Origin of the sequence: Psychrobacter sp. AT9 (assembly GCF_047272965.1) — a bacterium.
GTDB lineage: Bacteria > Pseudomonadota > Gammaproteobacteria > Pseudomonadales > Moraxellaceae > Psychrobacter > Psychrobacter glaciei.
This window is the reverse complement of sequence record NZ_JBKOTW010000001.1, coordinates 841,387-865,922: the sequence shown is the minus strand read 5'-3', so window position 1 is coordinate 865,922 and position 24,536 is coordinate 841,387. Positions and strand designations below refer to the sequence as shown.

Sequence of the window (24,536 nt, the reverse complement as noted above, 5' to 3'; positions counted from 1 at the left end):
CAATATATTACTCAACATTGCTAATAAGCGCATAAATACGCTGGTTGAGCCAACTGTTTTCGATATCATTTGGCGCAATTGGACGTTCTGACCCATAGTAAAAAGTTTTAATACGATCAGGATCAATATTATATGTCATGGTCATATAATTTTTAATTCCTTCCACACGGTATATTGATAGTGTTTGATTGGCATTATTGTCTTCACGTTTGGATATATGCCCTTCGATATGCATAACAGCGTCCAAATGATCTTGCATTTTTTTGCCTGCGTTATCTAGCTGTTCATAATACTCACTTTTTATCTCACTGCTATTTTCATCATAATAGGCTCTAGCTTCCATTTTAAAGCTATTTTCATCAGGAAGTAAGGAATCCGGACAACCCCTTTCATCTATCACCACGTTAAAAGGTGTACCTGGGCATTCATCTATGGCATCAAGCACACCATCGCCATCTAAATCGCTATCTGCTGGCATCGTTCTAATGTTTTCATATTGAGTCATAACTTTAGACGACACAGTTGTAGTGGTTTGACAGCCTATTAAGACAGTAGTTGCTATCGCTAAGTACACTGGTATTCTCATAATCATAACTAACGGCCTCACAGACTTTACTGATAATGAACAAACATTATTCCGATAATATCTTAAATTTAATAATCAAGCCATCGGTAACGCTTTATCCACTCGACAAGCTCTATCATGCCAATCGACAAAAGCCTTTATCGCTACAGACTCTAATTGATGACTGGCTTCCCTGCCAGCAAAACTCTCAACATAATGACAAGCACGATAGCCTTGGGCAAAACGATCATAGTCAACAATCCACTGTTTACGCGCTTTTAACTCATCTTGACGTTGCTCAATGCTACTATCTACATCGATATTATTAGAGCCAAACCAAAAGTCCTTAGCAGGGATATCTTTAGCCAACTTATTGTTTTCAACCTCACTCATACGCCACGGCTTAGCAGTGAGCCGCGCTCGAAAGCACTGCTGTATTTGACTCAGACGCACATAATTGGCATCCGCATGGAAATACTCAAACCACTCCGCGACCAACTCATCACTTGGCGCGATAGTATCGTGTGTGGCAATAATGCGAAATCCTGCTGGCGTTTGATATAAACGAAAGCGTTCGGTAGGATGATTGACAACACGTTTTTTGATTAAATCCGTCATGTAAGGCAGTAATGAGGCGATATCATCGGTATATTTTTGTGCGCGGGCTTTGTCTCTTTGGCTGGCCTGTTGCCATAGATAAGCAGTCACGCCAAACATAACTGCCAATAGCCACAACCAAGATAATCCTAGCCAAGCGATGACACTGGCGATAAGAATAAACACAAGGATAAAAACCCAAATTTTTAATTTGCTTGATGGTTTACTTTGATAAGTGGGTATAGCAGGCATAAAACCATTAGAGCTGTAATGTTCGGGATATAAATGACCTAGTAGATCTTTATTATCGACATCAATGATTGCGATGTTATCGACGTTAGCGACTTGGGCGCCGTAACTATTACGCGTAACGATAAGCTTCGTCACTGCTGCACTATTATTGGATAATTCATTTTCTGGAAAATCATGCTCAGAAATAATCTCTTCACGAATGGGAATACCGTTGCTTGCGTTATATTCTTCCCTGCGCTCACGACGTAAGATATCTTCACCTGCCAGCCAGCAGTTATGCGCCTCACTCACGCGAGATTTAGCATGGCTTAGCGCTTCTGCTTGACTGACATCTGACCAACCATAACGTTTAATAGTGGCTTGCTTGGAGGATTTACTAGACGTCTCTAGCGATTCAAAGCGCTGTTTGTATTGCGCCCAGTATTTTGGGATAAGCATGGGGTTTGCCTTTGGATAAGTCATTTAAGATAGATAATGGGTAAGTGCTCAATATCTCTAAGTCAAAACCTTAAACCCCACTCGCCTGCTTAGCAAACAGTCTCATCAATGGCTTAATTTTGCCAACTCGATACATACCTTCGCTGCGGATTTGTTGAATAGGACGCATCTGTGCAAGCGACCCTGCAAATAGCCAATTAAGCGCGGAAAAGCTATGCATCATCAGGCTATTATGTGGACGACGCAAACGCTCGTAGCTACGCAACGTTTGGTTGCTGCCCCAACTGGTTCCACCACTACGGGCAAAGTCGTGTGACAATTGCTCGCTTAAAGTCTGCACATCGAGCATGCCCAGATTAAGACCTTGACCCGCCAGCGGATGCACGCCATGTGCGGCATCACCGATCAAGACTAAATTGTCCGCGACGTAGCTTTTCGCCTGTTGCGCAGTCAATGGAAAACTAGCGATTGATTCAATCTGACTGATAGCGCCTAACTCATAATGACAGGCAGCAGCCAGTTTATCGGCGATAACTCGGTCATCTTCCTCTATCAATGCCAATGCTTGATTGCCCGGCAACGTCCATACAATCGACTGCCAGTGCTGTGGATTGGCTTTGTCTTCATCAGTAATATCTGCTAATGGCAATAACGCCAGCGTACCTGTGGGCAGCATCGCCTGACGCGCGGTTGCTTGATGCGGTTTTTCGGTGTGAATGGCACAGCAAATAGCAGTTTGATTATAATCGAGTGTATCTAGCCCAATGGCTGCTTGCTGGCGCATAAATGAGCCGCGACCATCAGCACCGACCAGCAGCGTTGCATCGATATTAGTATGATCGTCTAAAGTCACACGGTAGCCTTGTTGTGCACCCAGCCAATCCATATTGATAACTTTATGTCCGGCGATAACGGTTAGATAGTCACTGACATCATCCTCAGATAAACGCTGCCATAACGCATGTTCAATGACGGCTGGCTCAACCATGCTGCCAAGCATTTGCGGTAGCGTAGTATTAGAATGATTATCAGCACTGTCGCCAAATAATAGCTCACCCATGCCGTTGAGTTGCCATACCTGCATTTGTGAGTAGTCCGCTTTACGCTCAGAGGCAGCAATTTTTTGCCACGCGCCGACATCGTCGAGCAAGTTAATACTGGCCACGCTCAGTGCATAAACGCGAGCGTCGCGTTGCTTCAATATGTCTTGCCACTCTGATTCATAACGTTCAGGACGTGCATCAATCAACGTCACGGGCATTTTTGCTTGCGCCAGTTTTAACGCCAATGTCGCCCCAACAATACCGCTACCGATAATCAGCGTATGATTATTTTTCATAAGTTATTCCTACATTTAAGTGCCATCGTATAGAACATTGGTATAGACCATTGATATAACGTAATGTGACAAACTACGACTTTAGTCCCATCGCATAATTGGCGATTAGTGGCTTAATATTTGGCAGTTTATCAAAAGCAACCAAAGCCACATTCCGTGCTAGCTTAATGGCGGGGTTAGGATGCGTAAAGCCATGTACCACGGCATCACAGAAGCGAATGACGCGTTTTTGATCGGTTTGACGTGCCTTTTCATAGCGTTTTAACAGTTGCATATCGCCGATATCTTCACCTTTTAGCACTTGCGTACTCATCATCTGCGCCAGCACATGAGCATCACGCATACAGAGATTAAATCCCTGACCAGCGACAGGATGTAAGGTATGCGCCGCATTGCCCATAACCACACAGCGACCATCGACTTGTTTGTCTGCTAATACACGCATTAATGGATAAGCACCGCGACGACCAGCCGTGACAAACGTGCCAGCGCGCTCACCAAAGGCTTGCTGTAGGGTCTGTAAAAAGTGTGCGTCATCCTCTAGATACTTGGTTTCTTCACCTGTTGGACATACCCAAACGACCGAACGTCTATAACCTATTTGATACTCATCATTGCCATCGCCATCTGGATCTGTCAATGGCAATACCGCCAGTGGCCCTGCTGGGCTAAAACGCTCAATCGCCACATGCTCGTGTGGTTTGTCAGTCTCTACCACGCCGACGATAGCGGTTTGCTGATAATCATAAGTCGTCGTGCCGATACCTAATAGCTGACGCACCGTAGAGTCGCGACCATCACAAGCGACCAAGACGCTGGCTTGCAACTGCTGCTCATGTTCCTCTTTACCATAGTAGCTAAAGCTCAACGTCACCATGTCGTTTTTCTGCGCAACTGCCGTGACATTCGCATGATCAATTAAGGCAATGAGCGGCTCTTGCTGAGCGGCAAGCAATAGCTTACGTCCCAGCCAAGCATTTTCCATGACTTGACCAAATGACTCTACTTTTTCTTCGTCTTTATTCAGCTGCGCGCGTCCAAAACTCCCTTGCTCACTGATTTGAACTGCATCAATGCGACAAGCATGACTTTGCAGCTCATCCCATAGATCTATCTCTTGGTAAATTTGTACCGTACGCCGTGATAGTGCCGTATTACGACTGTCTAAATAATGGCTTCGATTACTGTCATCATTTGGACTAATGGTTGGATAGCCCATCTTTTCGAGCAAAGTACTGGCGATACCATGATGCGCTAGTAGCAACGCAAAAGACAAACCCACGTGCCCACCGCCAACGATAAGAACGTGCTGGTCAGTGACAGTCCTTGAATTGCCAAATTTGTTTTTAGCATTCGATAAATTTGAATCCGTATTTTGCATCATGATTATTCCTATTGTGATCTGTTTGGTATGCTGGCTGGCTATCCGTCATCAGCAAAAACGAGTTATTGATAAACTCTCAAAAATTTTATTATTATAGAAGTTATATGATTCTATATACAAACGCCATCGTTCTATTAAGAGCTGAAGCTCAGTATTAAGTTTGCTATTTAGACAGCGATGTAAATAGCGATGATATGGCTGATAGATTACCACAAATTGTCCGTCATTCAGTGCTCTTGACGGTACAGACAGCGTGTACAAAAAGCATCGACTATCTAAAATAACAGCGCCAGCTTACTTGAGGCACAAAGTTACTCAGCTTAAACGGCAGTGCTTGCAAAATCTTGGTACAGCGGTTGCAATCGCCATACAAAAACAAGGCTGTCCATGCCATCTATGGCTTGAATTTTAAAATCTATCTACCATAATAAAGGAAGGCCATTCACTTGTTATTATCGATAAATTACATAATAATTTTACCGTCATTGTTGTCTCTACTCTCTAAAAGTATTACTGACTATTTTATCTATTACACCCATGCTTCTATCAATAAATAGCAATAGCATCGGGCTACCAATATAAGGATAATCGATTGACTGATTCCATGAGCCGCCGCATAAAGTTCGAATCATTGACCCCAGCACAGCTCAAAACCGTGCTTGGTGAATACAACAACCACATGAAATATATCCAAGAACGCCTCGATATCAAAATCAGCCAACGCCAAGGGGACTTTTGCCTGAGTGGTGATATCACTGGCGTTGAGCGTGGCGAACGTATCATTTATAAAATGGTCGATGAAGCTCAAAACTCAAAAGATATTAGCGCAGAAGAGCTGCACCTCATTATTCAGTCAAGCATCGCGCGCGATCAAGATAACGAGGCAGATGAGCAAGCTACTGCTGAAGAAAATGAGAACAATTTAGAAACCGCTAGTGAGTTTACCCCAATCAGCTTGCGCACGCGCAAAGGTAAAATCATTCCGCGCGGTGGCAATCAACAAAGTTATGTGAAAAACGTTTTGAGTTCTGATGTCTCGTTTGGTATTGGGCCTGCGGGTACGGGTAAGACGTATCTTGCTGTTGCCTGTGCGGTCGATATGATAGAGCGTAATGAGATAGAGCGTATTTTATTGGTGCGCCCTGCGGTAGAAGCAGGCGAAAAGCTAGGCTTTTTACCCGGTGACTTGTCACAAAAAATCGATCCCTACTTACGCCCGTTATACGATGCGTTATACGAGATGCTTGGCTTTGAAAAAGTCGGCAAAATGATTGAAAAGCAAATCATTGAAGTGGCGCCACTTGCTTATATGCGTGGTCGTACTTTGAACAATTCGTTTGTTATTTTGGATGAAGCACAGAACACCACACCTGAGCAGATGAAAATGTTTTTGACACGCTTAGGCTTTGGCTCACGTGCGGTCATTACTGGTGACATTACTCAGGTCGATTTGCCACGCGGTACCAAGTCAGGGCTGACGCAAGCACTCGAAATTTTAAGCGGTATCGAAGAGATTCATATCACTAAATTCGATTCAAAAGATGTGGTACGCCATCAATTGGTACAACAAATCGTTGAAGCTTATGAAGTGTTTGACACTGAGCAGTTGATCCTAGAAGAAAAGCGCAAACAAGAACGCTTAGCTGAGCAAGAACGTAGACAAGCGATCAGCAACGCGACTGCTAAGTTATAAGCTATGGCTGATAAATTGTAGCCGTAATGAAACGTTAAGCTTTAAAACGTTGAGCTTTAAAACATTACGTTTCAAAACATTAGCTTTCAAAACAATGAAAACCGGATTACTAAAGACAGTAGTTCGGTTTTTTATTAGGGCGTGTTATTTCTTAAAGGATAGAAAAATGAACCAAGCTAATGATAATAGTATGACTGAAACAGGTGCAAATAATCTGACCAGCGCAGATCTCAATGTCAGCGCGATTGACAGTATTGATGATAATTTGATTGATCGCTTTTATAGTGCAGATAATCTGTTACCAGTCATAATGGCAACGCTGAATTATATCGATGAACGTATTAACACTGGTATGACTCTACCCTACTTTGCAGATATTGACTCTGAGCAATGGCAAGAAAAGCCAAAAGCACTCGATATATATATTACGGATGAGACAGAAGGACGCGAATTGAATTTGGAAGCGCGTGGCAAAGATTATGCGACTAACATTTTATCCTACCCAAGCGATATGCCAGCTGCCATCATTGAGCTGATGCCAACGCTACCGCTGGGTGAGTTAATTATTTGTCATGAGGTCATGGTACGTGAGGCCGCTGAGCAAGACAAAACCGTCGCGCAGCATATTAGTCACCTATTGATACATGGTGTACTGCACTTATTAGGGTTTGATCATGAGCTTGGGCAAGCCGAGCAAGATGAGATGGAAAGCTTTGAGATTGAGATTTTGGCAGGCTTGAACCTACCAAATCCCTATATTTAAATATATGCGCCTTTACTCACTAGGGCGTTATGGACTAGTCTTTAGCCAATGGCAGTTTCTGCGCTTGCCCCATCTGATTAATCATATGATCTAAGCCTTTAACATGGACACTGCGCTGCGGGAATGGAATCTCAATTTTTTCATCATCGAGCGCATGTTTGAACTGCTCTAGTAGCTCGCATTGCATCGACCACCAGTCAGCATTGGTCGTCCAAACGTTTAGGGTTAAATCCACTGAATTATCACCCAAATTGGTCACTCGCACGATAGGCTCAGGATCAGTAAACGCCAATGCATTGTTTCTTGCGAGGCTTAGCATCACCTCTTTGGCCGTTTTTATATCGGCATCGTAGCCAATACCAACCGTAATATCGACGCGGCGATTGGGTAGCGCGGTATAGTTGACAACGGCTGACGTGGTGATATCGCTATTAGGAATGATGATATCGTGATTGTTAATGGTCGTTAAATGGGTATTAACCAAGCTAATCTCAGTCACCGTACCGGTATAACTGCTGATCTGGACATAGTCACCGCGTACAAACGGGCGAAAAGTCACAATCATAATACCAGCGGCAAAGTTCGACAGCTGATCCTTTAGTGACAGACCAATGGCAACGGCGGCACCACCCAAGATAGCGACAACCGAGGTGGTTTGCACGCCAACTTTGCTTAGCGCAGCCAAGGTAATCACGACCAGTAACACGCCATACAACAGACGGCTCAAAAAGCCAGCGACTGTCTCGTCTAGATGGCTACGCATCATAAGACGATTAGAGAAAGCGACCGCCTTTTTGGCCAGCCAGCGTCCGATGATAAATATGAGTATTGCCAAAGCCACTTTGATGACTAACTCTATTGCAGTGCTTGTTAGCGTGGCCACATCTATTGTAAAACCTAAAAATTCCATAATGACTCTTTATTCTATCGCTGTATTTTATGAATTTGGGTATGTACTATTAGGGATTCGAACTGATTCTTGTTATCCTAATAAGTCACATCTACTTTGTCACTATAACGGTAGGTACGTATCAAACGCAACTCGACTATATCATGCATGTCTTTAGTGAACTTACCAAAGGGCGCGGCTTGCCGTACTGACTGCTTAGCAGCTTCGTCCAATATCGTAGAATCTGAGCTTTCAAGCAGGCGAATGGCTTTAATATTACCATCATGACTGATAATGACCATGAGGCGAACTTCACCCGTGATACCTTGCGCACGTGCTTGAGCAGGATATTGTAAATTACCAACGCGCTCGACATGTTCACGAAAAGTATTGATATAGTCAGCGGCTGCACCACGCGTCGTTGAATTACTATCGACCGTCACTACTTTCGACTTGGTTGCATAGAGCTGCTGACGCTGAGACAGTTGCGCCTCTAGGGTGGCAATTTGCTTACGGAGTCGCTCTTCTTGTGCCATGAGATCATCTTTTACTTGCTTACTGTCATTATCAGACTCTACCGTAGCCTGCCGCCAGCTTAGCGTGGTACGCAGATAGCTTTCTTGATAGCGTTGCTGACGAACTTGACGCTGCAAACTGATCACATCTTGGGTTTCGCTCATTTGCTCAGCAGACAATGGACTGCTCTGATCGGTCTCTTGCCTCAAAAGCTCACGTACCGTACCACCGCCCTCTTGAGAGGCATTGGCAATAAAATGGGCATCTTCATTTGGCTGCATATTATCGGCTAGCGCCTTAGCCACGTCTTGCATCATCGCTGCAGGATCTTTACCCATAGAAAAGCTGATACCAAAAATAATCAACGCATGGACGGCTACCGCGATGGCAATAGCAACAGGCAAACTAATATCACGCTTGGGTGCTTGCGCTGAAAAGTGGTAGCTTTGTGAGTCTTTGATATAGGCCACAATTGGTCTCAGCTTCTGAATATAAGCTTATAAGTATAAAGGCAGCAGACAATATGCTGAATAAAAGTAAGGCGCGTTATCTGTGGCACATGTTGGCGCTATCATAACATGACATATAATTATGTCGCTAGCATAACCGTGGCTGACCAACCTTATGCCACCTATGCATCATTTTGCGGTACTAAGGTTATCAACACACCCTAGTCGTATAGAAAAAATAACCCCACAAGATTATGTGATTGGTTCATTGATATTAAGTATGCTTATCAAATGAATACCGACAAAACGCATGTGTTCATTTTGCATGCTTCTGTTTTGTTATATACTGTTTCTAATGACAACATTATCAACTATTAGGTATTACCCTATTAAGCATGACTTTTTCATTTGTGTTTGCTAAGGCAGTACCTAGCACTCGGCGAGCTTAGTAAAAAATGCTGTAACCAAGCAAGTTCCATGGCGTCGTGTTTTTGACTACTATTAGTATGCCTAACAACTAAAAAACCATCATTGACCATCCATACTTCATAAACGATTCTTTGCGTCGCCTTTGATGTTGCTGCCCTATATTTATAAGGATAATAAGTTTGAGTGATTTTGATAACGTGAATAATTCAGACAGTTTTGATGACTTCTTCGATAGTATCGGCTATCGTTTTGACGAGTCATTCAGCGATGGTTGGGATCGCCTAACCCAAACCATCAAGAACCTATATGACAGAACGACTGATAAACTTGAAGATGAGCTGTCTCTGCCAGTCGCTCAAAGCTATGTCAATGATGCTCTGCAAAAGTTCGTGACCGACAATGTCAAAGCTATTTTAGAGCTGCGTGTTGAGATGCATGATGATTGGTTTCGCTTGTACTGCACCATCAACGTAGCCGGTATCTATGTAGAAATCGCCAGTAATTTTAGTTTGGTTCATGTACAACTTGATCGTAATGTACAGCGCTTTGTGTTTGGGCAACAAACTTATACCGATGTGCTTAACTTACGCTGCGAGTCATTTATCAAACGTCAAGGCGTCAAGCTGTTCATTTGGTTCTACCATCGCATCCTAAAAAAAGATCCTTTGGGTTTTATTTTGTCTTATATCAATATCGCGCGCGCAAAAGATGAAGTTATTTATCTTGATATCAATCGCTGGCTAAAAAAGAACAAAAAAATCATGAGTGCTTTGCATAAGGTACAAGTGAATTATGGCGAAATTGAAGAAGAGCAAATGATTTTGAAAACGCAAATCAATTATCGCGATCTATTGGCAGCAAGCAGCAACGAGGACATCATTGGCGACGATGATGAGCCTGAACTTATGCAAGGTCCAATCAACCCGATTGATGATGCTACCGAACCGAGTCAAGTTTAGAACCCACTATAGTCAAAATATCCTAAAAACGCGACGGTATTGCTGATATCAATTTTTTGTAGCCTCTGTCTGCACAGGCACAGTAAGCAAGCAAGAAAAATGGATATCAGCAGTGCATAATGTATCGATATTACTTTTCACTGACTATACTTTTAGCTCACAAAAAAACGCTGACTCTTGGAGACTATGGTCTTTTAAGAGTCAGCGTTTTTGTTCTTATCGAGCCAATTTTCATTAGCATAAAGAGATAATACGACTACCAGTAGTTTTCGACCGCAATATTGCCCTCACCGCGACGATTCATCACTAACCCTAATGACTTTAGCGTCTCTTTGGTATCCTCTACCATGTCTGGATTGCCGCACAGCATGACATGCGTGCTATCAGTGTCTAACGCTATACCTGCTCGCTCTTGTAGCGTGCCATCTAATAACAGTTTTGGTAGACGCTCTGCCAGTGTGCCCTCAACTGGCTCACGAGTAACGATAGGGATGAATATTAATTTGGCTGGATTATCTACTAACGTGCCAAAGTCTTCTTGTAGACTTTCTATCTTATCCACATAAGCCAGCTCTTCTATCGACCGCGCGCTATAGGCTAATACAATGTGCTCGTAATCCTGCCACGTTTGCAAGTCTTGTAGCATGGATAAAAACGGTGCGAGGCCAGTACCTGTTGCGAGCAGCCATAAATCTTTGGGCAATGGTTTTTGATAACGCGCTAAGGTTAAAAAACCAAACGGCATGGTATTGAGCAATAGCTCATCGCCCACTTGTAAATGTTGCAGCTGTGAAGTAAACGCACCATCAGGAATGACGATAGAGAAAAATTCTAACACCTCGTCAAAGGGAGAGGAGATAATCGAATAAGCACGAAAGATATCTTCATTCAATGCAGCATCAGATACGTCGCTAGAGGCCTCATCTTGCTGCTGATAATACTGTAATTGACTCGGGTTGACACCCAAACGTACAAATTGACCCGCCGTAAATTTAAAGCTATCAGGACGGCTGACCGTAAAGCTAAACAGGTTCGGTGTCCAAGTGGTCTTACTCAGAACAGTTACGGTTTGGATATTGTCACTCATAATCATTCGTCACTTATACTTTATTAAATTTATTTTTATAAGAATTTAAACAATAAAAAAAGATGCGCCAAGCTTATCATAAAGCTGGCGCATCTGGGTTTTCTAACCGTAACAGCAGATAAGCAGCACCATACAAATACGGCGACTTATCTTATATTTATAATGGTATTACCATATACGCGCCAGACTTGCCCATTCAATCAGCGTGTTTGGCAAGATACCAAAGAAGACTATCATCGCAGTCACTGCAATCACCATAATACCACCAGTGCGAATACCCCATTGCCCAGAAACATCAAACTCAATGAATTGCTTAGGACGTTTGAACAGCGTAAGTAAGACACGTAAGTAATAGAATAAGCCAATCGCACTACCTAAAATAATCATCGCTGCTAAGAACCAATTGGCTCCTTGTACAGCAGCTAATATAGCAAATAACTTCGTGATAAAGCCTGCCGTTAGTGGAATACCAGCCAATGACAACATCATAATGGTCATGACAGCAGTCAACACTGGACGACGCCAAAACAGTCCTTGATAGTGGGTCAGCTCATCCGCTTCACCAGCCAAGCGATAAGGGCTCGACATCAAGGTCACGACACCAAAGGCACCGATAGAGGTAAAGGCATAAACCGCCATATACATGCTAGAGATACTATCTGCGGCTGAACCAATACTGACGATCACGATCAGCACATAACCCATATGCGCAATTGAAGAATAACCCAATAGACGTTTGAGGCTGGTTTGACGAACCGCCAACAAATTACCTGCCAAAATCGATAAGGTCGCCATGACCATCAATAGCATTTGCACCGACGGCAGCGCCAATAAAGAGGTATCGATCAAGAATCGTACCGCAAGCGCCATCATAGCAACTTTTGATACTGAAGCTAAAAAAGTCGCGATAGGTGCAGGTGCGCCTTCGTAGACATCGGGCGTCCACATATGAAACGGTGCTGCCGACAGTTTAAAGGCAATACCGAACATCATCATTGCCGCGCCAAGTATTAATAATGGCGACTCAAATACATCGACCAGCATGATGCTAATCGGCTTGAAAGCCAATGAGCCAACTTGTGCATAGATAAAGGCCATGCCCATCAGCAAGGTGGCCGATGCCGTCGCTGACAGTACCAAATACTTAAGCCCTGACTCCAGCGAGCGGTTGCGCATGTAAGTATAAGACAGCAGACCGTACAATGGTACTGAGAGCAGCTCTAAGCTCATAAAGAACGATGCCATATGCTGAGCACACACCATGAGCAGCGCGCCCGTGGTCGATAGCAGCATCAGCAAGTACAACTCATCTTTATTGTCTTTAAAATCAGCCAAATAGGCGTAAGATAAAGTACAACAAGCCAGCGCACAGATCAGTATTACCACCATATTGAACTGCGCGAAGTTATCAATCACAAAAAGCTGTTCAGCGATTGGTAACTCCGAGCCACTGGTGATTATGCCTGCCATTTGCCCAATTAAAGTAAACAGAGCAATGTTTAGGCCGACGACCGTAATAGTACCCGTCACAATATGTGAGCGTTTAATGGTGATGGCGATCATTACCAGCAATACCGTAATGACGACGGCAATGATCGGTGCATAAGGCATCAGTCCCATCAAATCATTCATCGTAAATTCATTCATGACTTAACGTGCCTCCATTGCATCAAGCAGCTGTGATGCATCTACTTGTGTTACTTGACTATATATATAGGCATTATTGATCCATTGCATAGCGTGGCTTGAGGTATCAAGGAACGGCTGTGGATACAGTCCAAGCCAGACCAAACCAGCGGCCAACATCAGTAATAACGACAGCTCACGTTTGCCTAAATCTTTTAATTTGCGGTTCGGCAAACCGTGTGACTTGGTCTCGCGCATGGCCAATGCTTCAATATTATTGGTACCAAATAATGCACGATGGATTAAGATCAGCGAGTACAATCCTGCCAATACCAAGCTGAAAGTGGCTAATACCACAAACACGGGATACTGGGCAAATGCACCTAATAGAATCATGAACTCACCGATGAAGTTCCCTGTACCTGGTATACCCAATAAGGCGGCACAGAAGAACATCAGTATGGGTGCATAGTAGCGGAATTGTCCCCACATGCCGCCCATCAAGGTTAAATCACGAGTATGTAGACGCTCGTATAACTGCCCTGCCATGATGAACAATGCTGCCGAACTTAAGCCGTGCGCTAACATCTGAATCATCAAACCTTGCAAGCTGAGTAAGCTGCCAGCATAGATTGCCAAGACCACAAAACCCATGTGCGAGATACTGGTATAAGCCAGCAAACGCTTCATATCGGTTTGCATAAAGGCCAACCAAGCACCATAGAAGATGCCAATCGTACCTAAAGTCATCGCAATCGGCGCAAAATCTTGTGATGCTGCTGGGAATAACGGTAAGACAAAACGAATCAAACCATAAGCAGCTGTCTTAATCAGTACCCCTGCCAAATCAACCGAACCAGCCGTTGGTGCCTGCGCATGCGCGTCAGGTAGCCAGCCGTGAAAAGGAACAATCGGCAGCTTGACCGCAAAGCCAATAAAGAAGCATAGCATGATGGGGTATTCCCAACCGCCGAGCGACGTACCGAGCAAATCATTGTAATTAAAGCTGACCACGCCTTTTTGCGCGTAGCTGATAATGACCAATACCAATATGCCAATGAGCATGATAAGCCCAGACGCTTGAGTATAGATAAAGAACTTGGTTGCCGCGTATTCTTTGGTCTTGCCACCGACCACATCATGACCCCAAATGGCGATCAAGAAGTAGATAGGAACCAGCATCATCTCCCAGAAGAAGAAGAACAAAAACAGATCAATGGCCAAGAAAACACCGATGACGCCGCCCAAACTCCATAGCAAGTTCAGATGGAAGAAACCAACACGACGTTGGATCTCATTCCACGAACAGGCAACCGCTGCAATACCCAGTAGACCGGTTAAGGCCACCATCATGAGTGACAAGCCATCTAAGGCTAAATGAAAGCTAATACCAAAAGTCGGTATCCACGGCACACTAAATTCAGCGACCCAAGGCACAGCCGCATCTGGTGCAATCACCTGCTTGCTCATACCGCCAAAATCACCGTATTGCCACAGTACCAGTGACAATACAAAGGTCAACGTCATACCGATTAAAGCAATCCAGCGCGGCAGACGTTTATTAACTCGCTCTACCAACCAACATAGCAATCCTGCAATAAACGGAATCGCAATCAATGCTGGTAGCATCCACGTTTGTTGTAACTCTATCATCTTATACCACCGTCATCATTACCAGCACCAGCAATACAGCAATACCCAAGCCAAAGCTTGTAGCGTAGCCTCGAAGTGACCCTGTTTGCGTCGCAGACAATATCTTATTACCTGCTGAAGCCAGCTTAGGTAATAAAAGCCACGTTTTATCAACAGGATCGGCTTTAAATAAGCGGCCGATGAACAAAAAGGGTTTTACAAAAATTATATCGTATAGCGCGTCAAAGCCTAGACCGTGATAGCACCAGTGATATAGCGCCCCACCAATACGTGAGCGCTTAAAGCTGGTGAGTAGACGACCTTTATCCACGACATATAATAGTGCCGCCAATATCAAACCTGCCGCCATTGCACCCATCGCGATATACTCTGCGGTGTGCTTGGCATGCGCTTGACCAGCAACTTCTAATAAATGACCAACGCTCTCTGGCAGCACCCCTTGCAATGGTGGCGTAATCAATGCGCCAACCGCAGTTGATAGCACCAGCAATACAGTCAGCGGCAGCCAATAAGATATCCCTGACAACTTGTGCGCAGGCGTTTTTTCTTCGCCAAAGAATATGATCCAAATCATACGGAACGTATAAAGTGCCGTTAAGAAAGCACCGAATACACCCATATAAAATAAGACCATGTGACCAGTTGCATAGGTCTCCCAAAGAATCGCTTCTTTAGAATAGAAACCAACGGTGACCCAAGGTATCGCTGCAAGTGCACCGCCACCAACGATATAACACCAAAATACCAATGGTATCTTTTTACGTAAGCCGCCCATCTTAAAGATGTTTTGCTCATGGTGTACTGCAAGAATGACCGCACCTGATGACAAGAATAACAAGGCTTTAAAGAAAGCATGCGTCATCAAATGGAAGATCGCACCTTGCCAAGCACCCACGCCGAGCGCTAGGAACATATAGCCAATTTGGCTCATGGTTGAATAGGCAAGGATACGTTTAATATCAGTTTGCGCTAACGCACAGAATCCAGCAACGACTAACGTCAATGCCCCTACACCGCCAACCCAATACAATAAGATACCAGGCGTCAGCTCAAACAATGGATGTAAACGAGCAATCAGATAAACACCTGCCGTTACCATCGTTGCCGCATGAATCAGCGCTGATACCGGTGTCGGACCTGCCATTGCATCAGCAAGCCAAGTATGTAATGGCAACTGTGCTGACTTACCCATTGCACCGCCGACCAACATCACGGTGGTTAGCATCATCGTTGGATTATTGATGTCAAAGACTTCTGGCGCGCGCGTAATAATGTCTTGAATATTAAGCGTACCAAATTCACGGAACAATAAAAACAAACCAAACGCTAAGAACACATCACCAACACGCGTGACCGTAAAGGCTTTCATCGCTGCGCGACCATTGGCTCTATCATGATAATAAAAACCAATCAAAAGGTAAGAACAGATACCGACGCCTTCCCAACCGAGATAAAGCAAAAATAAATTGTCCGCCAATACCAGCAATAGCATGCTGGCGACGAACAAGTTCATATAGCTAAAGAAACGGGCAAAGCCAGTGTCGCCTTTCATATACCAAGCGGCAAACAGATGGATTAAAAAACCAATGCCGGTAATAACACCCGTCATCGTCAATGCCAAACCGTCAAAGCTCAAGCCAAAGTTTGGTGCAAAGTCTCCCACTTGGAACCATGTCCATAGCGGAATCTCAATGACCGTACCTGCTGGATTGCTGGTTAAAAAGGTATAGCTGACCACCAATGTGCATAGTGCTGATAGCAGCATACTGCCAACACCGACCATCGCGGCCACTTGCTCTGATAATTTGTCGCGCATAAAGGCTAAAATTAAAAAGCCAACGAGCGGGAATATAAAGGTTAATGGTAATAAACTCATGACATCATCCTTTCATCTCATTGGCGCTATCGACATCGAGATGCCCACGCTGATGATAAAAACGCAATAATATTGCCAGACCAATAGAGGCTTCAGCGGCGGCCAACGTCAAAATAAAGATAAACATAATTTGTCCATCTGGATCGACCCAGCGACTGCCTGCAACCACAAATGCTAATGCTGCCGCATTCATCATGATCTCAAGGCTCATTAGCATAAATAAAAAGTTACGCCGTACCATGACACCGCACAGACCAATGGCGAATAAAATACCCGCCAAAATCAATCCATGGCTCATGGGTATCATACCCAGTACATTCTGCGCCTCAGCAACCGGCTGTACTAAGCCTGCCACCTCGTGGGCAAACGGCACGTTCGACACATCTTGTGCCACGCTTGCTGCTAGTACCATCAGTCTGACTCCTTGCGCGTGACTTTCTTCATACCCACTTGCATACTTACCTTCTTACCAACGTAGTCATGCGGATCGACATCTTTATATTCGTAGGGTTTAGCCATTTTTACCGCATCATATTCTGTATGAGTGCTTTCGTTATCGTATTGCTTGATACTGCCCACACTGGGCTTAAAGTCTTGACTGTCATTACCGACAATTTCATCATCAGATGACTCTTTACCCACATGATAAGCAGCCACTAGCGCCGCTAGTAATAGTAAAGCAGCGATTTCTACCAACATAATATATTTGCTAAATAATGCAGTACCTACCGCTTTAGAGGAAACACTGACCCCGCCAATAACAGCAGCTTCGTCGTGATTGAGACCAATCATCGCATAGAGCACAACCGCGATAATAATGGTCAATCCTGTCGGTATCGCCCAAGTGCCTGAATCGAGCCAACGCTCTTCGCGCTCGTCATTACGCATGCCCAAGTTGAGCATCATGATGACAAAAACGAAAAGCACCAAAATTGCCCCAGCGTATACGACAATCTCTAGCGCACCAGCAAATGGCGCACCAAGCACGAAAAATATGCCAGCGACTGCTAGTAAAGACACAATCATCGACAAAATTGCATGTACCGGATTGGCATGGGTGACTACTCGTAGACTGGCAAAGATAGCCACGGCAGCAAGTGCATAAAATCCTGCCAATTCAGGACTATTCAAAATATTCATCATGGCAGCAAGCTCCTTAGATCAATCGGTGCAGCTTCGTTTTGTGCCGCGCCTTTTGGTTTGTCCGCGACTGCCATACCCGTCACACGATAATAGTTATAATCGGGATACTTACCCGGTCCTGAAATGAGCAAATGCTCTTTTTCATAGACCAAATCTTGGCGCTTATATTCACCCAGCTCAAAATCGGGCGTCATTTGAATCGCTGTTGTCGGACAGGCTTCTTCACATAAGCCGCAAAAGATACAGCGCGAGAAGTTAATTCGGAAAAACTCCGGATACCAGCGACCGTCTTCACGTTCCGCTTTCTGTAATGAGATACAGCCGACCGGACATGCCACGGCGCATAAGTTACAAGCAACGCAGCGCTCATCACCATCAGGGTCGCGAGACAATATGATGCGTCCACGAAAGCGCGGTGGTACAGGTACGGGCTCTTCAGGATAAAGAATGGTGTCACGCGGTCTAATCGCATGGCTATTGACCATCCACATGCTGCGGACAATGGTAAATAGGCCAATGACGATCTTTTTTATGCTAGTAAACATGGGATTATTATCCTTATCAGCTTTACCCTAGTTCATCAATGATGGCTAGTAATGATTACAACGTTGGCGAAAAGATCAAAATGACTGCGGCAGTAACCAATAAATTAATCAACGTTACCGGCAGGCAGACTTTCCAGCCAAAGTTCATCACCTGATCATAGCGCGGACGCATGAGTGAGCCTCGAGCCAAAATAAACATGGTCATAAAGAACAGCGTCTTAATCATGAACCAAAAAGCTGGTGGAATAAATGGAATATCTAAATTAAAAGGCGCAAGCCAACCACCAAAGAACAGACAAGTCATCAATGCTGAAATCAATACGACGTTGACATATTCCCCAATAAAGAACATCCCGAACTTCATGCCAGAATATTCGACATGATAGCCTTCGGCAAGCTCTTGCTCTGCTTCTGGTTGATCAAATGGATGCCTATGCGTAACAGCCACACCAGCGACCACAAAGGTCAAAAATCCAAAAAACTGCGGAATGATATACCAGCCGTCAATTTGTGACTCGACAATCTCACGTAAATTAAAAGAACCGGTCAAGGCGACGACGCCCATCAACGACAAACCTAAGAAGACTTCATAGCTGATGGTTTGCGCCGCTGAACGTAAGCCACCCAATAACGAGAACTTGTTAGCAGATGCCCAACCACCGAACATCACTGCATAGACAGCAATACCGGCCATGGCAAAGAAGAACAGAATACCAATATCCCAATCAGCCACACCAAATGTTGGTGAGATAGGAATAATGGCAAATGAAGCCAATGCGGTAAACATTGCGACCGCAGGTGCCAAGGTAAACATAAACTTATCGGTGAAATTTGGTGTCCAATCTTCCTTAAAGAAGATTTTGAGCATATCTGCGACCAGCTGCAATGAGCCAAAAGGCCCAACTCGGTTTGGACCGTAACGGTCTTGCCATAAGGCCAGCATGCGGCGCTCATAGACAATCATCATAGCGGCAACGATGACCACTACTAAAAAGATGACCAGCGATTGGCTGACCAAAAAAAGAATAGACCAAGCATCAAAGCTCATGCTACTCGCCAAAAAGCTTGGCACATCAGGGATAATACGGGTAACTTGCATATTACACCTCCTGTGTGATGGTCGGCGCTGTATTCATTTGCGCGGCATTATTATCGTTCATGCCGTTTCCAGCATCATTATTTATCAAAGAACTATCGTCAGCCATACTACCCATCATGGTCACTGGCGCATCAACTTTACGTACCGACGCTGGCATCGATGGGTGAATGATGCTCACTTGCCCGACTGGGTAACCGATACAACCTTCCGCTAAATAACCGACTATTTGTACTGGCAAAGTGATTTGTTGCTTATCAATCTCAATCGCCAAGTAATCACCAGCAGCAATATTCCAGTCATTAGCATCATCCATACCGATACGCCATGCGGCAACAGGTAGTTGCTCAGCGACGATTGGACTACGTGAGGCCATCATTGAACTGGCGTAGATATTATAGATAGGCACTAGCTTCGCTTGGCCTTGCTGCATATCAGTCGTCGTCGCAGACATCGCTTCTGGCGCAACATATTGACGTGTTTCTAAACGTGCTAGCTGATCAAATAAGCGTACACCTGGATCGCCATTTTTCAGATGACCGCCGACTTTGTCTTGGTATTTGTTCCACGCTTGCGGTGAGTTCCAGCCTGCCGCATTGGCAAAAGGAATCATCGAGCTTGGTGTTTGTTTGCCGCTATAGCCTTCCATTGAGAAGGTTAAGCCAGTGTCTAAATCTTTTGGCTGCATCGGCTCATGGACTGATATCGGGGCACGCATAGCGGTACGACCTGAATAGCGGCGTGGCTGACGGGCAATTTTAAGACCCGTCATACGGTAATCAGCATCAGGCGCAGCGCCTTTGATACCAGCCAGTTTAGGATGCGTGGCAATCAACGCATTGATGACATCATCTAGCTGCGTCCAATCGACATCACGACCTTCGATGCTGCTATGCACTGCATGCAACCAGCGCCAGCCTTCTTTGATACTGCTCATCGGATGATAATATTCGTTATCATAGACTTGGAAGAAGCGCTGTGCACGGCCTTCAGCAGATATCAACGTACCGTCTGCTTCTGCAAAACTAGCCGCTGGCAATACGATATCGACATCTTTATGCCAATCAAGCAGCTGATGATCGAGTGCAATGACGGTTTTATCAGATAATAACTGCGTCAGTTTATTGGCATCGATGGCATCAGTCAGCTGATTTTCAGCGACGATAACCACATCGAAATCAGTCGCTAACAACTCTTCTACTGATTGACCGCCAAGCATGCAAACACCCATGCTATTAGCATCGGTAACCGTTAAGTAAATACCTGCTTGTGCCTGATACTTATTGTTTATCTCTTTCAGCTCAAGTTTTTCAGCAGGCTCACGCTCTATATCGTCCTGCACTTCTGTATTTACACCCGTTTCAGGCTTATTTGGTTTGGCTGATAGCTCTTGGTCTTCTTCAGGCTGGTCATTAGCAGACTGCGATTGAGATTTTACTTTGGCATTATGCGTCTCAACTTGATGCTGTTCAGTCGCTTTGATTGCCGCACGTTTTTTCGTTAATGCCTGAGTAATCTGTGCAGCCGCTTCTATCAATGCGGTAGATGACAAACTACTACCCGAGATAACCAGTGGCTTATCCGCTTGAATCAAGTCATAAGCGATTTGCTTCGCTAACGCTTGCATACCGTCAGTCTCAGTACTGGTATCAATATTGGCATCTTGTTCAGCCGCTTGCGGATCTGCTATTTCTGCTAGATCATCAGCAAAGTTGGTAATCTCATCAGCGACTTTAAAGCCAAGTTTAGTAATGTCTTCAGGGGTCGCGACCACGCTCACTTTACTGATGTCTTCTAGCTTAGTCTGCGTCACGTCAATGACATAAACTGGGCTTAGCGCATCTTGCGCGATACGCTTAACAGGTTCAGCAAGCCAAGGTTGCGTTTGCAATGCCGCTGCCATTTTGAGGCCTTCATTTTTTGCGGCTTGGCGTACTGACAGCGCGACACGTGATGAGGTCTGCGTGATATCTTCACCCAATACTAATACCGCATCATGGCTTTCAATGTCTGTCATGCTTGGGTTATAGATGCCTTCAGTGCTGAGCACTTCGATGCATTTATTGACCAGTGCTTGCTGCTGATGGTTCAAACCCGTTGAGAAGTTATCAAAACCAACGAGATTTTTTAGCGCAAAGTTAGTCTCTAGACTGGCACGCGGTGAGCCAATCCCGATGACTTTTTTATCTTTGATACGTTTGATGGTTTCATCAAGTGCGTAGTCAATATTGATTTTGACATGCTTGTCATTGATACGTTCAAGCGCTTGCGTTGGGCGATCGTCACGATTGACATAGCCATAACCAAAGCGACCACGGTCACATAAGAAGTAGCGGTTTACTTCACCGTTATAGCGGTTTTCGATACGGCGCAATTCACCATATCGCTCGCCCGGTGAGATATTACAACCAGCCGAGCAGCCATGACAGATGCTTGGTGCGTACTGCATATCCCATTTGCGGTTATAGCGTTCAGAATGCGTTTTATCGGTAAATACACCCGTTGGGCATACTTCGGTTAAGTTGCCTGAGAACTCGCTTTCAAACTGACCATCTTTATCACGGCCAAAATAGACGCGGTTATTTGAGCCATAAACGCCCAAATCTTCACCGCCCGCATAGTCCTTATAAAAACGTACACAGCGATAGCAAGCGATACAGCGGTTCATCTCATGCGCGATGAATGGGCCAAGCTCTTGGTTATGATGCGTGCGTTTGGTAAAGCGATAACGACGACGACTATGACCTGACATATAGGTCATGTCTTGCAAATGACAATGGCCGCCCTCTTCACAAGTTGGGCAATCATGTGGATGGTTGGTCATCAGTAGCTCAACCATCGACTTGCGGAATGCTTTGGCTTCGTCATCAGTGACCGAGATGTACATGTCATCGCCAGGAGCGACCATACATGACATCACGAGACGACCGCGACCTGCTTCCATGTCTTCTTTGTTTTGGAATTGCTTGACCGCGCACTGACGGCACGAGCCTACTGAGCCAAGGGCTGGATGATAACAAAAATACGGCACATCAATGCCGAGTGATAAGCAGGCTTGTAGCAAGTTATCTGCGCTATCTACTTCGACAGTGGTTCCATCAATATGTATGACTGCCATGCCGCTCTCCTTATTTCACTTCTGGCTGTTGATTGGCTGCCGCATCAATGACATCGACACCAACCGCCTGCGCGATTTTTTGATCAAATTCAGGACGGAAATATTTAATCGCACTCATCAGTGGTTCCATCGCGCCCGGTGCATGCGCACAGAATGTTTTACCAATCCATAAGTCACGCGTAAGGCCTTCTAGTTTTTCGACATCGCCCACTTGCCCTTCACCATCATTGATAGCGGTAAGCAGTTTAACGCCCCACGGTAGACCATCACGGCATGGTGTACACCAACCGCAGGATTCGCGCTGAAAGAAAATCTCGAGATTGCGTAGTAGCGGCACCATATCTTGTGCTTCGTCGACGACCATAATCAGCCCCGTACCCATACGGCTACCCGCTTCTTGAATGGTGTCAAAGTCTACAACCACATCTAGATGATCAGCGGTCAAAAAGTCGGTCGATGCGCCGCCCGGCAACCATGCTTTAAGCTTTTTGCCGTCTTTCATACCACCCGCCAAATCTTCGATGATTTCACGAGCGGTATAACCAAATGGTAGCTCCCACAAACCGGGGTCATTGACCAAGCCTGAACAACCAAACAGTTTTGTGCCTGGCGTTTTACTTTTGCCTTTAACATCAGACAACGACTGATACCATTCGACGCCATGATTTAGAATCGCAGGCATATTGCACAAGGTCTCAACGTTGTTGACAACCGTTGGTCTGCCCCATGCACCAGAGATTTGCGGAAAAGGTGGTTTGGTACGTGGGTTAGCACGGCGACCTTCTAAGCAGTTAATCAATGCTGTTTCTTCACCACATATATAGCGCCCAGCGCCAGTATGTACATGCAGATTAAAGCTAAAATCTGAGCCAAGAATGTTATCGCCCATTAGATTATTGGCCAAGCATTCTTCGATAGCAGTAACCAAGCGCTGAGCAGCTAAAATGTACTCACCGCGGATAAAGATATAACCGTCAGTTGCACCGATAGCATGCGCAGTGATAAGCATACCTTCGATAAGCTGAAGTGGTAGACGCTCCATTAATAGACGGTCTTTAAACGTACCCGGCTCCATCTCATCAGCATTACAGATGAGATAGCGCGGCAAACCATCTGGTGGCGACATGAATGTCCACTTTAAACCAGCGTTAAAGCCCGCACCACCGCGACCTCTGACGTTGGCAGCTTTAATCATATCACCGACTGCTTTAGGCGACTTAGATAACGCTTCTTTTAAACCAGTAAAGCCTTTTAGAGATTCATAAGTAGATAAATCAAGCACGGCATCATGATGCGCCAAACGCCAAGTCAAAGGCTTGGTTTCGCTGGTAGCTGTCTCTTTATCACCATAGATTGGAACACGCTGTGCATTTAGCTGGCTTGGCGCTTGGCCTTGACCGCGACGAGCAATTTGCTCTGAAATCGTTAAACTCATGCGTATAGCTCCAATAATTGCGCGACCTCGGAGGGCTGGACAGGGCCATAAGTGTCTTCGTCTATCAGCACCGCAGGCCCTTTATCACAGTTACCTAAGCAGCAAATCGGTAATAGCGTAAAACGACCATCAGTGGTCGTCTGACCATACTCAATGTTTAGTTGCGATCTGATTTCAGCCGATAACGCCTCATAACCGGTCAAATAACAAGCCACTGAATCACAAATAAGAATCACGTGGCGACCGACAGGCTGACGATAGATACGGTTGAAAAACGTGGCAACGCCGTCCATATCTGACATCGGAATATCTAAGATATTAGCGATAGCATTCACTTGCGCATCATCGACCCAGCCGTTGCGCTTTTGCACAATTTTCAGCGCATCTAGCGAGGCGGCACGCGCCTGTGGGTAATGATGCATAAACTCATGAATGGCAGCAATTTCCTCAGCAGTGAGGATACTTGCCACATCTACTTTTGGCATTTTGTCGGAAACAATTTTCATAATCTTCTATCTTTCCTCACTCATCACGCTTTATCACACTACATTGACGGTCTAAACACTGACTATCATTGCACTGAAATATTACAGCATTTTGGTGTGCCATTTGGCAGTAATATATTGATTAACTTATCTTTTTTCAAAACTATAATTCTTTGAGCAAAGCACTATTCTTAGATTA

Annotated in this window: 20 protein-coding genes; 3 read left to right on the top strand and 17 right to left on the bottom strand. The window is 44.9% G+C overall.

All coding sequences use genetic code 11. The features are described from left to right. Positions 1 to 7: 7 nt before the first annotated feature. The 4 genes from ACMFL8_RS03745 to ACMFL8_RS03730 form a co-directional block, all read right to left on the bottom strand. Positions 8 to 592, bottom strand: coding sequence for an OmpA family protein (locus ACMFL8_RS03745; RefSeq protein WP_413190111.1), 585 nt, complete (start codon positions 590 to 592; stop codon positions 8 to 10). Between the two features lie 69 nt (positions 593 to 661). Further along, positions 662 to 1,852 carry a hypothetical protein gene (locus ACMFL8_RS03740; RefSeq protein ID WP_413190110.1) on the bottom strand — a complete coding sequence of 397 codons (1,191 nt, stop codon included), beginning with the start codon at positions 1,850 to 1,852 and terminating at the stop codon, positions 662 to 664. A gap of 70 nt (positions 1,853 to 1,922) precedes the next feature. Further along, the gene (locus ACMFL8_RS03735; RefSeq protein WP_413190109.1) at positions 1,923 to 3,191 is read right to left on the bottom strand and encodes an FAD-dependent monooxygenase; all 1,269 of its coding nucleotides are present in this window, start codon (positions 3,189 to 3,191) and stop codon (positions 1,923 to 1,925) included. Positions 3,192 to 3,264: 73 nt separating this feature from the next. Continuing rightward, positions 3,265 to 4,575, bottom strand: coding sequence for an FAD-dependent monooxygenase (locus ACMFL8_RS03730; protein WP_413190108.1), 1,311 nt, complete (start codon positions 4,573 to 4,575; stop codon positions 3,265 to 3,267). Positions 4,576 to 5,179: 604 nt separating this feature from the next. Here ACMFL8_RS03730 and ACMFL8_RS03725 point away from each other — a divergent pair. Further along, positions 5,180 to 6,268, top strand: coding sequence for a PhoH family protein (locus ACMFL8_RS03725; protein WP_352310328.1), 1,089 nt, complete (start codon positions 5,180 to 5,182; stop codon positions 6,266 to 6,268). Positions 6,269 to 6,434: 166 nt separating this feature from the next. Next, entirely contained in the window at positions 6,435 to 7,031 is a 597-nt protein-coding gene (gene ybeY / locus ACMFL8_RS03720) for an rRNA maturation RNase YbeY (protein WP_413190107.1), read from the top strand. Positions 7,032 to 7,065: 34 nt separating this feature from the next. On the opposite strand, the gene ACMFL8_RS03715 is transcribed toward ybeY, so the two are convergent. Both ACMFL8_RS03715 and ACMFL8_RS03710 read right to left on the bottom strand, forming a co-directional pair. Next, on the bottom strand, positions 7,066 to 7,941 hold the full coding sequence (locus ACMFL8_RS03715; protein ID WP_010198929.1) for a mechanosensitive ion channel family protein: 876 nt from the start codon (positions 7,939 to 7,941) through the stop codon (positions 7,066 to 7,068). Between the two features lie 77 nt (positions 7,942 to 8,018). Continuing rightward, entirely contained in the window at positions 8,019 to 8,906 is an 888-nt protein-coding gene (locus ACMFL8_RS03710) for an energy transducer TonB (RefSeq protein ID WP_010198926.1), read from the bottom strand. A 587-nt stretch (positions 8,907 to 9,493) separates the two neighbouring features. Between ACMFL8_RS03710 and ACMFL8_RS03705 the strand changes: the two genes are divergently transcribed. After that, the gene (locus tag ACMFL8_RS03705) at positions 9,494 to 10,273 is read left to right on the top strand and encodes a hypothetical protein (RefSeq protein WP_413190106.1); all 780 of its coding nucleotides are present in this window, start codon (positions 9,494 to 9,496) and stop codon (positions 10,271 to 10,273) included. A gap of 256 nt (positions 10,274 to 10,529) precedes the next feature. Here the strand turns inward: ACMFL8_RS03705 and ACMFL8_RS03700 are convergent, their stop codons facing one another. The 11 genes from ACMFL8_RS03700 to nuoE all read right to left on the bottom strand — a co-directional run bounded on the left by ACMFL8_RS03700 (position 10,530) and on the right by nuoE (position 24,358). Then, positions 10,530 to 11,360, bottom strand: coding sequence for a ferredoxin--NADP reductase (locus ACMFL8_RS03700; RefSeq protein WP_413190105.1), 831 nt, complete (start codon positions 11,358 to 11,360; stop codon positions 10,530 to 10,532). A gap of 168 nt (positions 11,361 to 11,528) precedes the next feature. Continuing rightward, the gene (locus ACMFL8_RS03695; RefSeq protein WP_010198916.1) at positions 11,529 to 13,007 is read right to left on the bottom strand and encodes an NADH-quinone oxidoreductase subunit N; all 1,479 of its coding nucleotides are present in this window, start codon (positions 13,005 to 13,007) and stop codon (positions 11,529 to 11,531) included. A gap of 3 nt (positions 13,008 to 13,010) precedes the next feature. Further along, positions 13,011 to 14,639, bottom strand: a complete 1,629-nt coding sequence (gene nuoM, locus ACMFL8_RS03690; RefSeq protein WP_201593095.1) for an NADH-quinone oxidoreductase subunit M — start codon at positions 14,637 to 14,639, stop codon at positions 13,011 to 13,013. 1 nt (position 14,640) lies between these two features. Further along, positions 14,641 to 16,515, bottom strand: a complete 1,875-nt coding sequence (nuoL, locus tag ACMFL8_RS03685) for an NADH-quinone oxidoreductase subunit L (RefSeq protein ID WP_413190104.1) — start codon at positions 16,513 to 16,515, stop codon at positions 14,641 to 14,643. A 4-nt stretch (positions 16,516 to 16,519) separates the two neighbouring features. Next, the gene (gene nuoK, locus ACMFL8_RS03680) at positions 16,520 to 16,828 is read right to left on the bottom strand and encodes an NADH-quinone oxidoreductase subunit NuoK (protein WP_025653102.1); all 309 of its coding nucleotides are present in this window, start codon (positions 16,826 to 16,828) and stop codon (positions 16,520 to 16,522) included. Between the two features lie 98 nt (positions 16,829 to 16,926). Continuing rightward, positions 16,927 to 17,658, bottom strand: a complete 732-nt coding sequence (gene nuoJ, locus ACMFL8_RS03675; RefSeq protein ID WP_413190103.1) for an NADH-quinone oxidoreductase subunit J — start codon at positions 17,656 to 17,658, stop codon at positions 16,927 to 16,929. Further along, positions 17,655 to 18,203 (bottom strand): NADH-quinone oxidoreductase subunit NuoI, encoded by a 549-nt coding sequence (nuoI, locus tag ACMFL8_RS03670; RefSeq protein WP_189586455.1) that lies wholly within the window; start codon positions 18,201 to 18,203, stop codon positions 17,655 to 17,657. Before nuoI ends, nuoJ begins: the two co-directional genes overlap by 4 nt. A 55-nt stretch (positions 18,204 to 18,258) precedes the next feature. Continuing rightward, entirely contained in the window at positions 18,259 to 19,251 is a 993-nt protein-coding gene (gene nuoH, locus ACMFL8_RS03665; RefSeq protein ID WP_352310327.1) for an NADH-quinone oxidoreductase subunit NuoH, read from the bottom strand. Positions 19,252 to 19,303: 52 nt separating this feature from the next. Beyond that, the gene (gene nuoG, locus ACMFL8_RS03660) at positions 19,304 to 22,417 is read right to left on the bottom strand and encodes an NADH-quinone oxidoreductase subunit NuoG (RefSeq protein WP_413190102.1); all 3,114 of its coding nucleotides are present in this window, start codon (positions 22,415 to 22,417) and stop codon (positions 19,304 to 19,306) included. A gap of 10 nt (positions 22,418 to 22,427) precedes the next feature. Further along, the gene (nuoF, locus tag ACMFL8_RS03655; RefSeq protein WP_201593098.1) at positions 22,428 to 23,852 is read right to left on the bottom strand and encodes an NADH-quinone oxidoreductase subunit NuoF; all 1,425 of its coding nucleotides are present in this window, start codon (positions 23,850 to 23,852) and stop codon (positions 22,428 to 22,430) included. Next, a complete protein-coding gene (gene nuoE / locus ACMFL8_RS03650) occupies positions 23,849 to 24,358 on the bottom strand; it encodes an NADH-quinone oxidoreductase subunit NuoE (RefSeq protein ID WP_240216825.1) in 510 nt (169 codons plus the stop codon). Before nuoE ends, nuoF begins: the two co-directional genes overlap by 4 nt. Positions 24,359 to 24,536 lie beyond the last annotated feature (178 nt).

Bases quoted from the DNA above. Each gene is read 5' to 3' on its own strand.
- ACMFL8_RS03715 (WP_010198929.1), bottom strand. From the start codon at position 7,941: ATGGAATTTTTAGGTTTTACAATAGATGTGGCCACGCTAACAAGCACT.
- nuoF (WP_201593098.1), bottom strand. From the start codon at position 23,852: ATGAGTTTAACGATTTCAGAGCAAATTGCTCGTCGCGGTCAAGGCCAA.
- ACMFL8_RS03700 (WP_413190105.1), bottom strand. From the start codon at position 11,360: ATGAGTGACAATATCCAAACCGTAACTGTTCTGAGTAAGACCACTTGG.
- nuoL (WP_413190104.1), bottom strand. From the start codon at position 16,515: ATGAGTTTATTACCATTAACCTTTATATTCCCGCTCGTTGGCTTTTTA.
- ACMFL8_RS03740 (WP_413190110.1), bottom strand. From the start codon at position 1,852: ATGCTTATCCCAAAATACTGGGCGCAATACAAACAGCGCTTTGAATCG.
- nuoI (WP_189586455.1), bottom strand. From the start codon at position 18,203: ATGTTTACTAGCATAAAAAAGATCGTCATTGGCCTATTTACCATTGTC.
- nuoH (WP_352310327.1), bottom strand. From the start codon at position 19,251: ATGAGCTTTGATGCTTGGTCTATTCTTTTTTTGGTCAGCCAATCGCTG.
- ACMFL8_RS03695 (WP_010198916.1), bottom strand. From the start codon at position 13,007: ATGAATGAATTTACGATGAATGATTTGATGGGACTGATGCCTTATGCA.
- nuoE (WP_240216825.1), bottom strand. From the start codon at position 24,358: ATGAAAATTGTTTCCGACAAAATGCCAAAAGTAGATGTGGCAAGTATC.
- nuoJ (WP_413190103.1), bottom strand. From the start codon at position 17,658: ATGATGAATATTTTGAATAGTCCTGAATTGGCAGGATTTTATGCACTT.
- nuoM (WP_201593095.1), bottom strand. From the start codon at position 14,639: ATGATAGAGTTACAACAAACGTGGATGCTACCAGCATTGATTGCGATT.
- ACMFL8_RS03745 (WP_413190111.1), bottom strand. From the start codon at position 592: ATGATTATGAGAATACCAGTGTACTTAGCGATAGCAACTACTGTCTTA.
- ACMFL8_RS03735 (WP_413190109.1), bottom strand. From the start codon at position 3,191: ATGAAAAATAATCATACGCTGATTATCGGTAGCGGTATTGTTGGGGCG.
- ybeY (WP_413190107.1), top strand. From the start codon at position 6,435: ATGAACCAAGCTAATGATAATAGTATGACTGAAACAGGTGCAAATAAT.
- nuoG (WP_413190102.1), bottom strand. From the start codon at position 22,417: ATGGCAGTCATACATATTGATGGAACCACTGTCGAAGTAGATAGCGCA.
- ACMFL8_RS03730 (WP_413190108.1), bottom strand. From the start codon at position 4,575: ATGATGCAAAATACGGATTCAAATTTATCGAATGCTAAAAACAAATTT.
- ACMFL8_RS03725 (WP_352310328.1), top strand. From the start codon at position 5,180: ATGAGCCGCCGCATAAAGTTCGAATCATTGACCCCAGCACAGCTCAAA.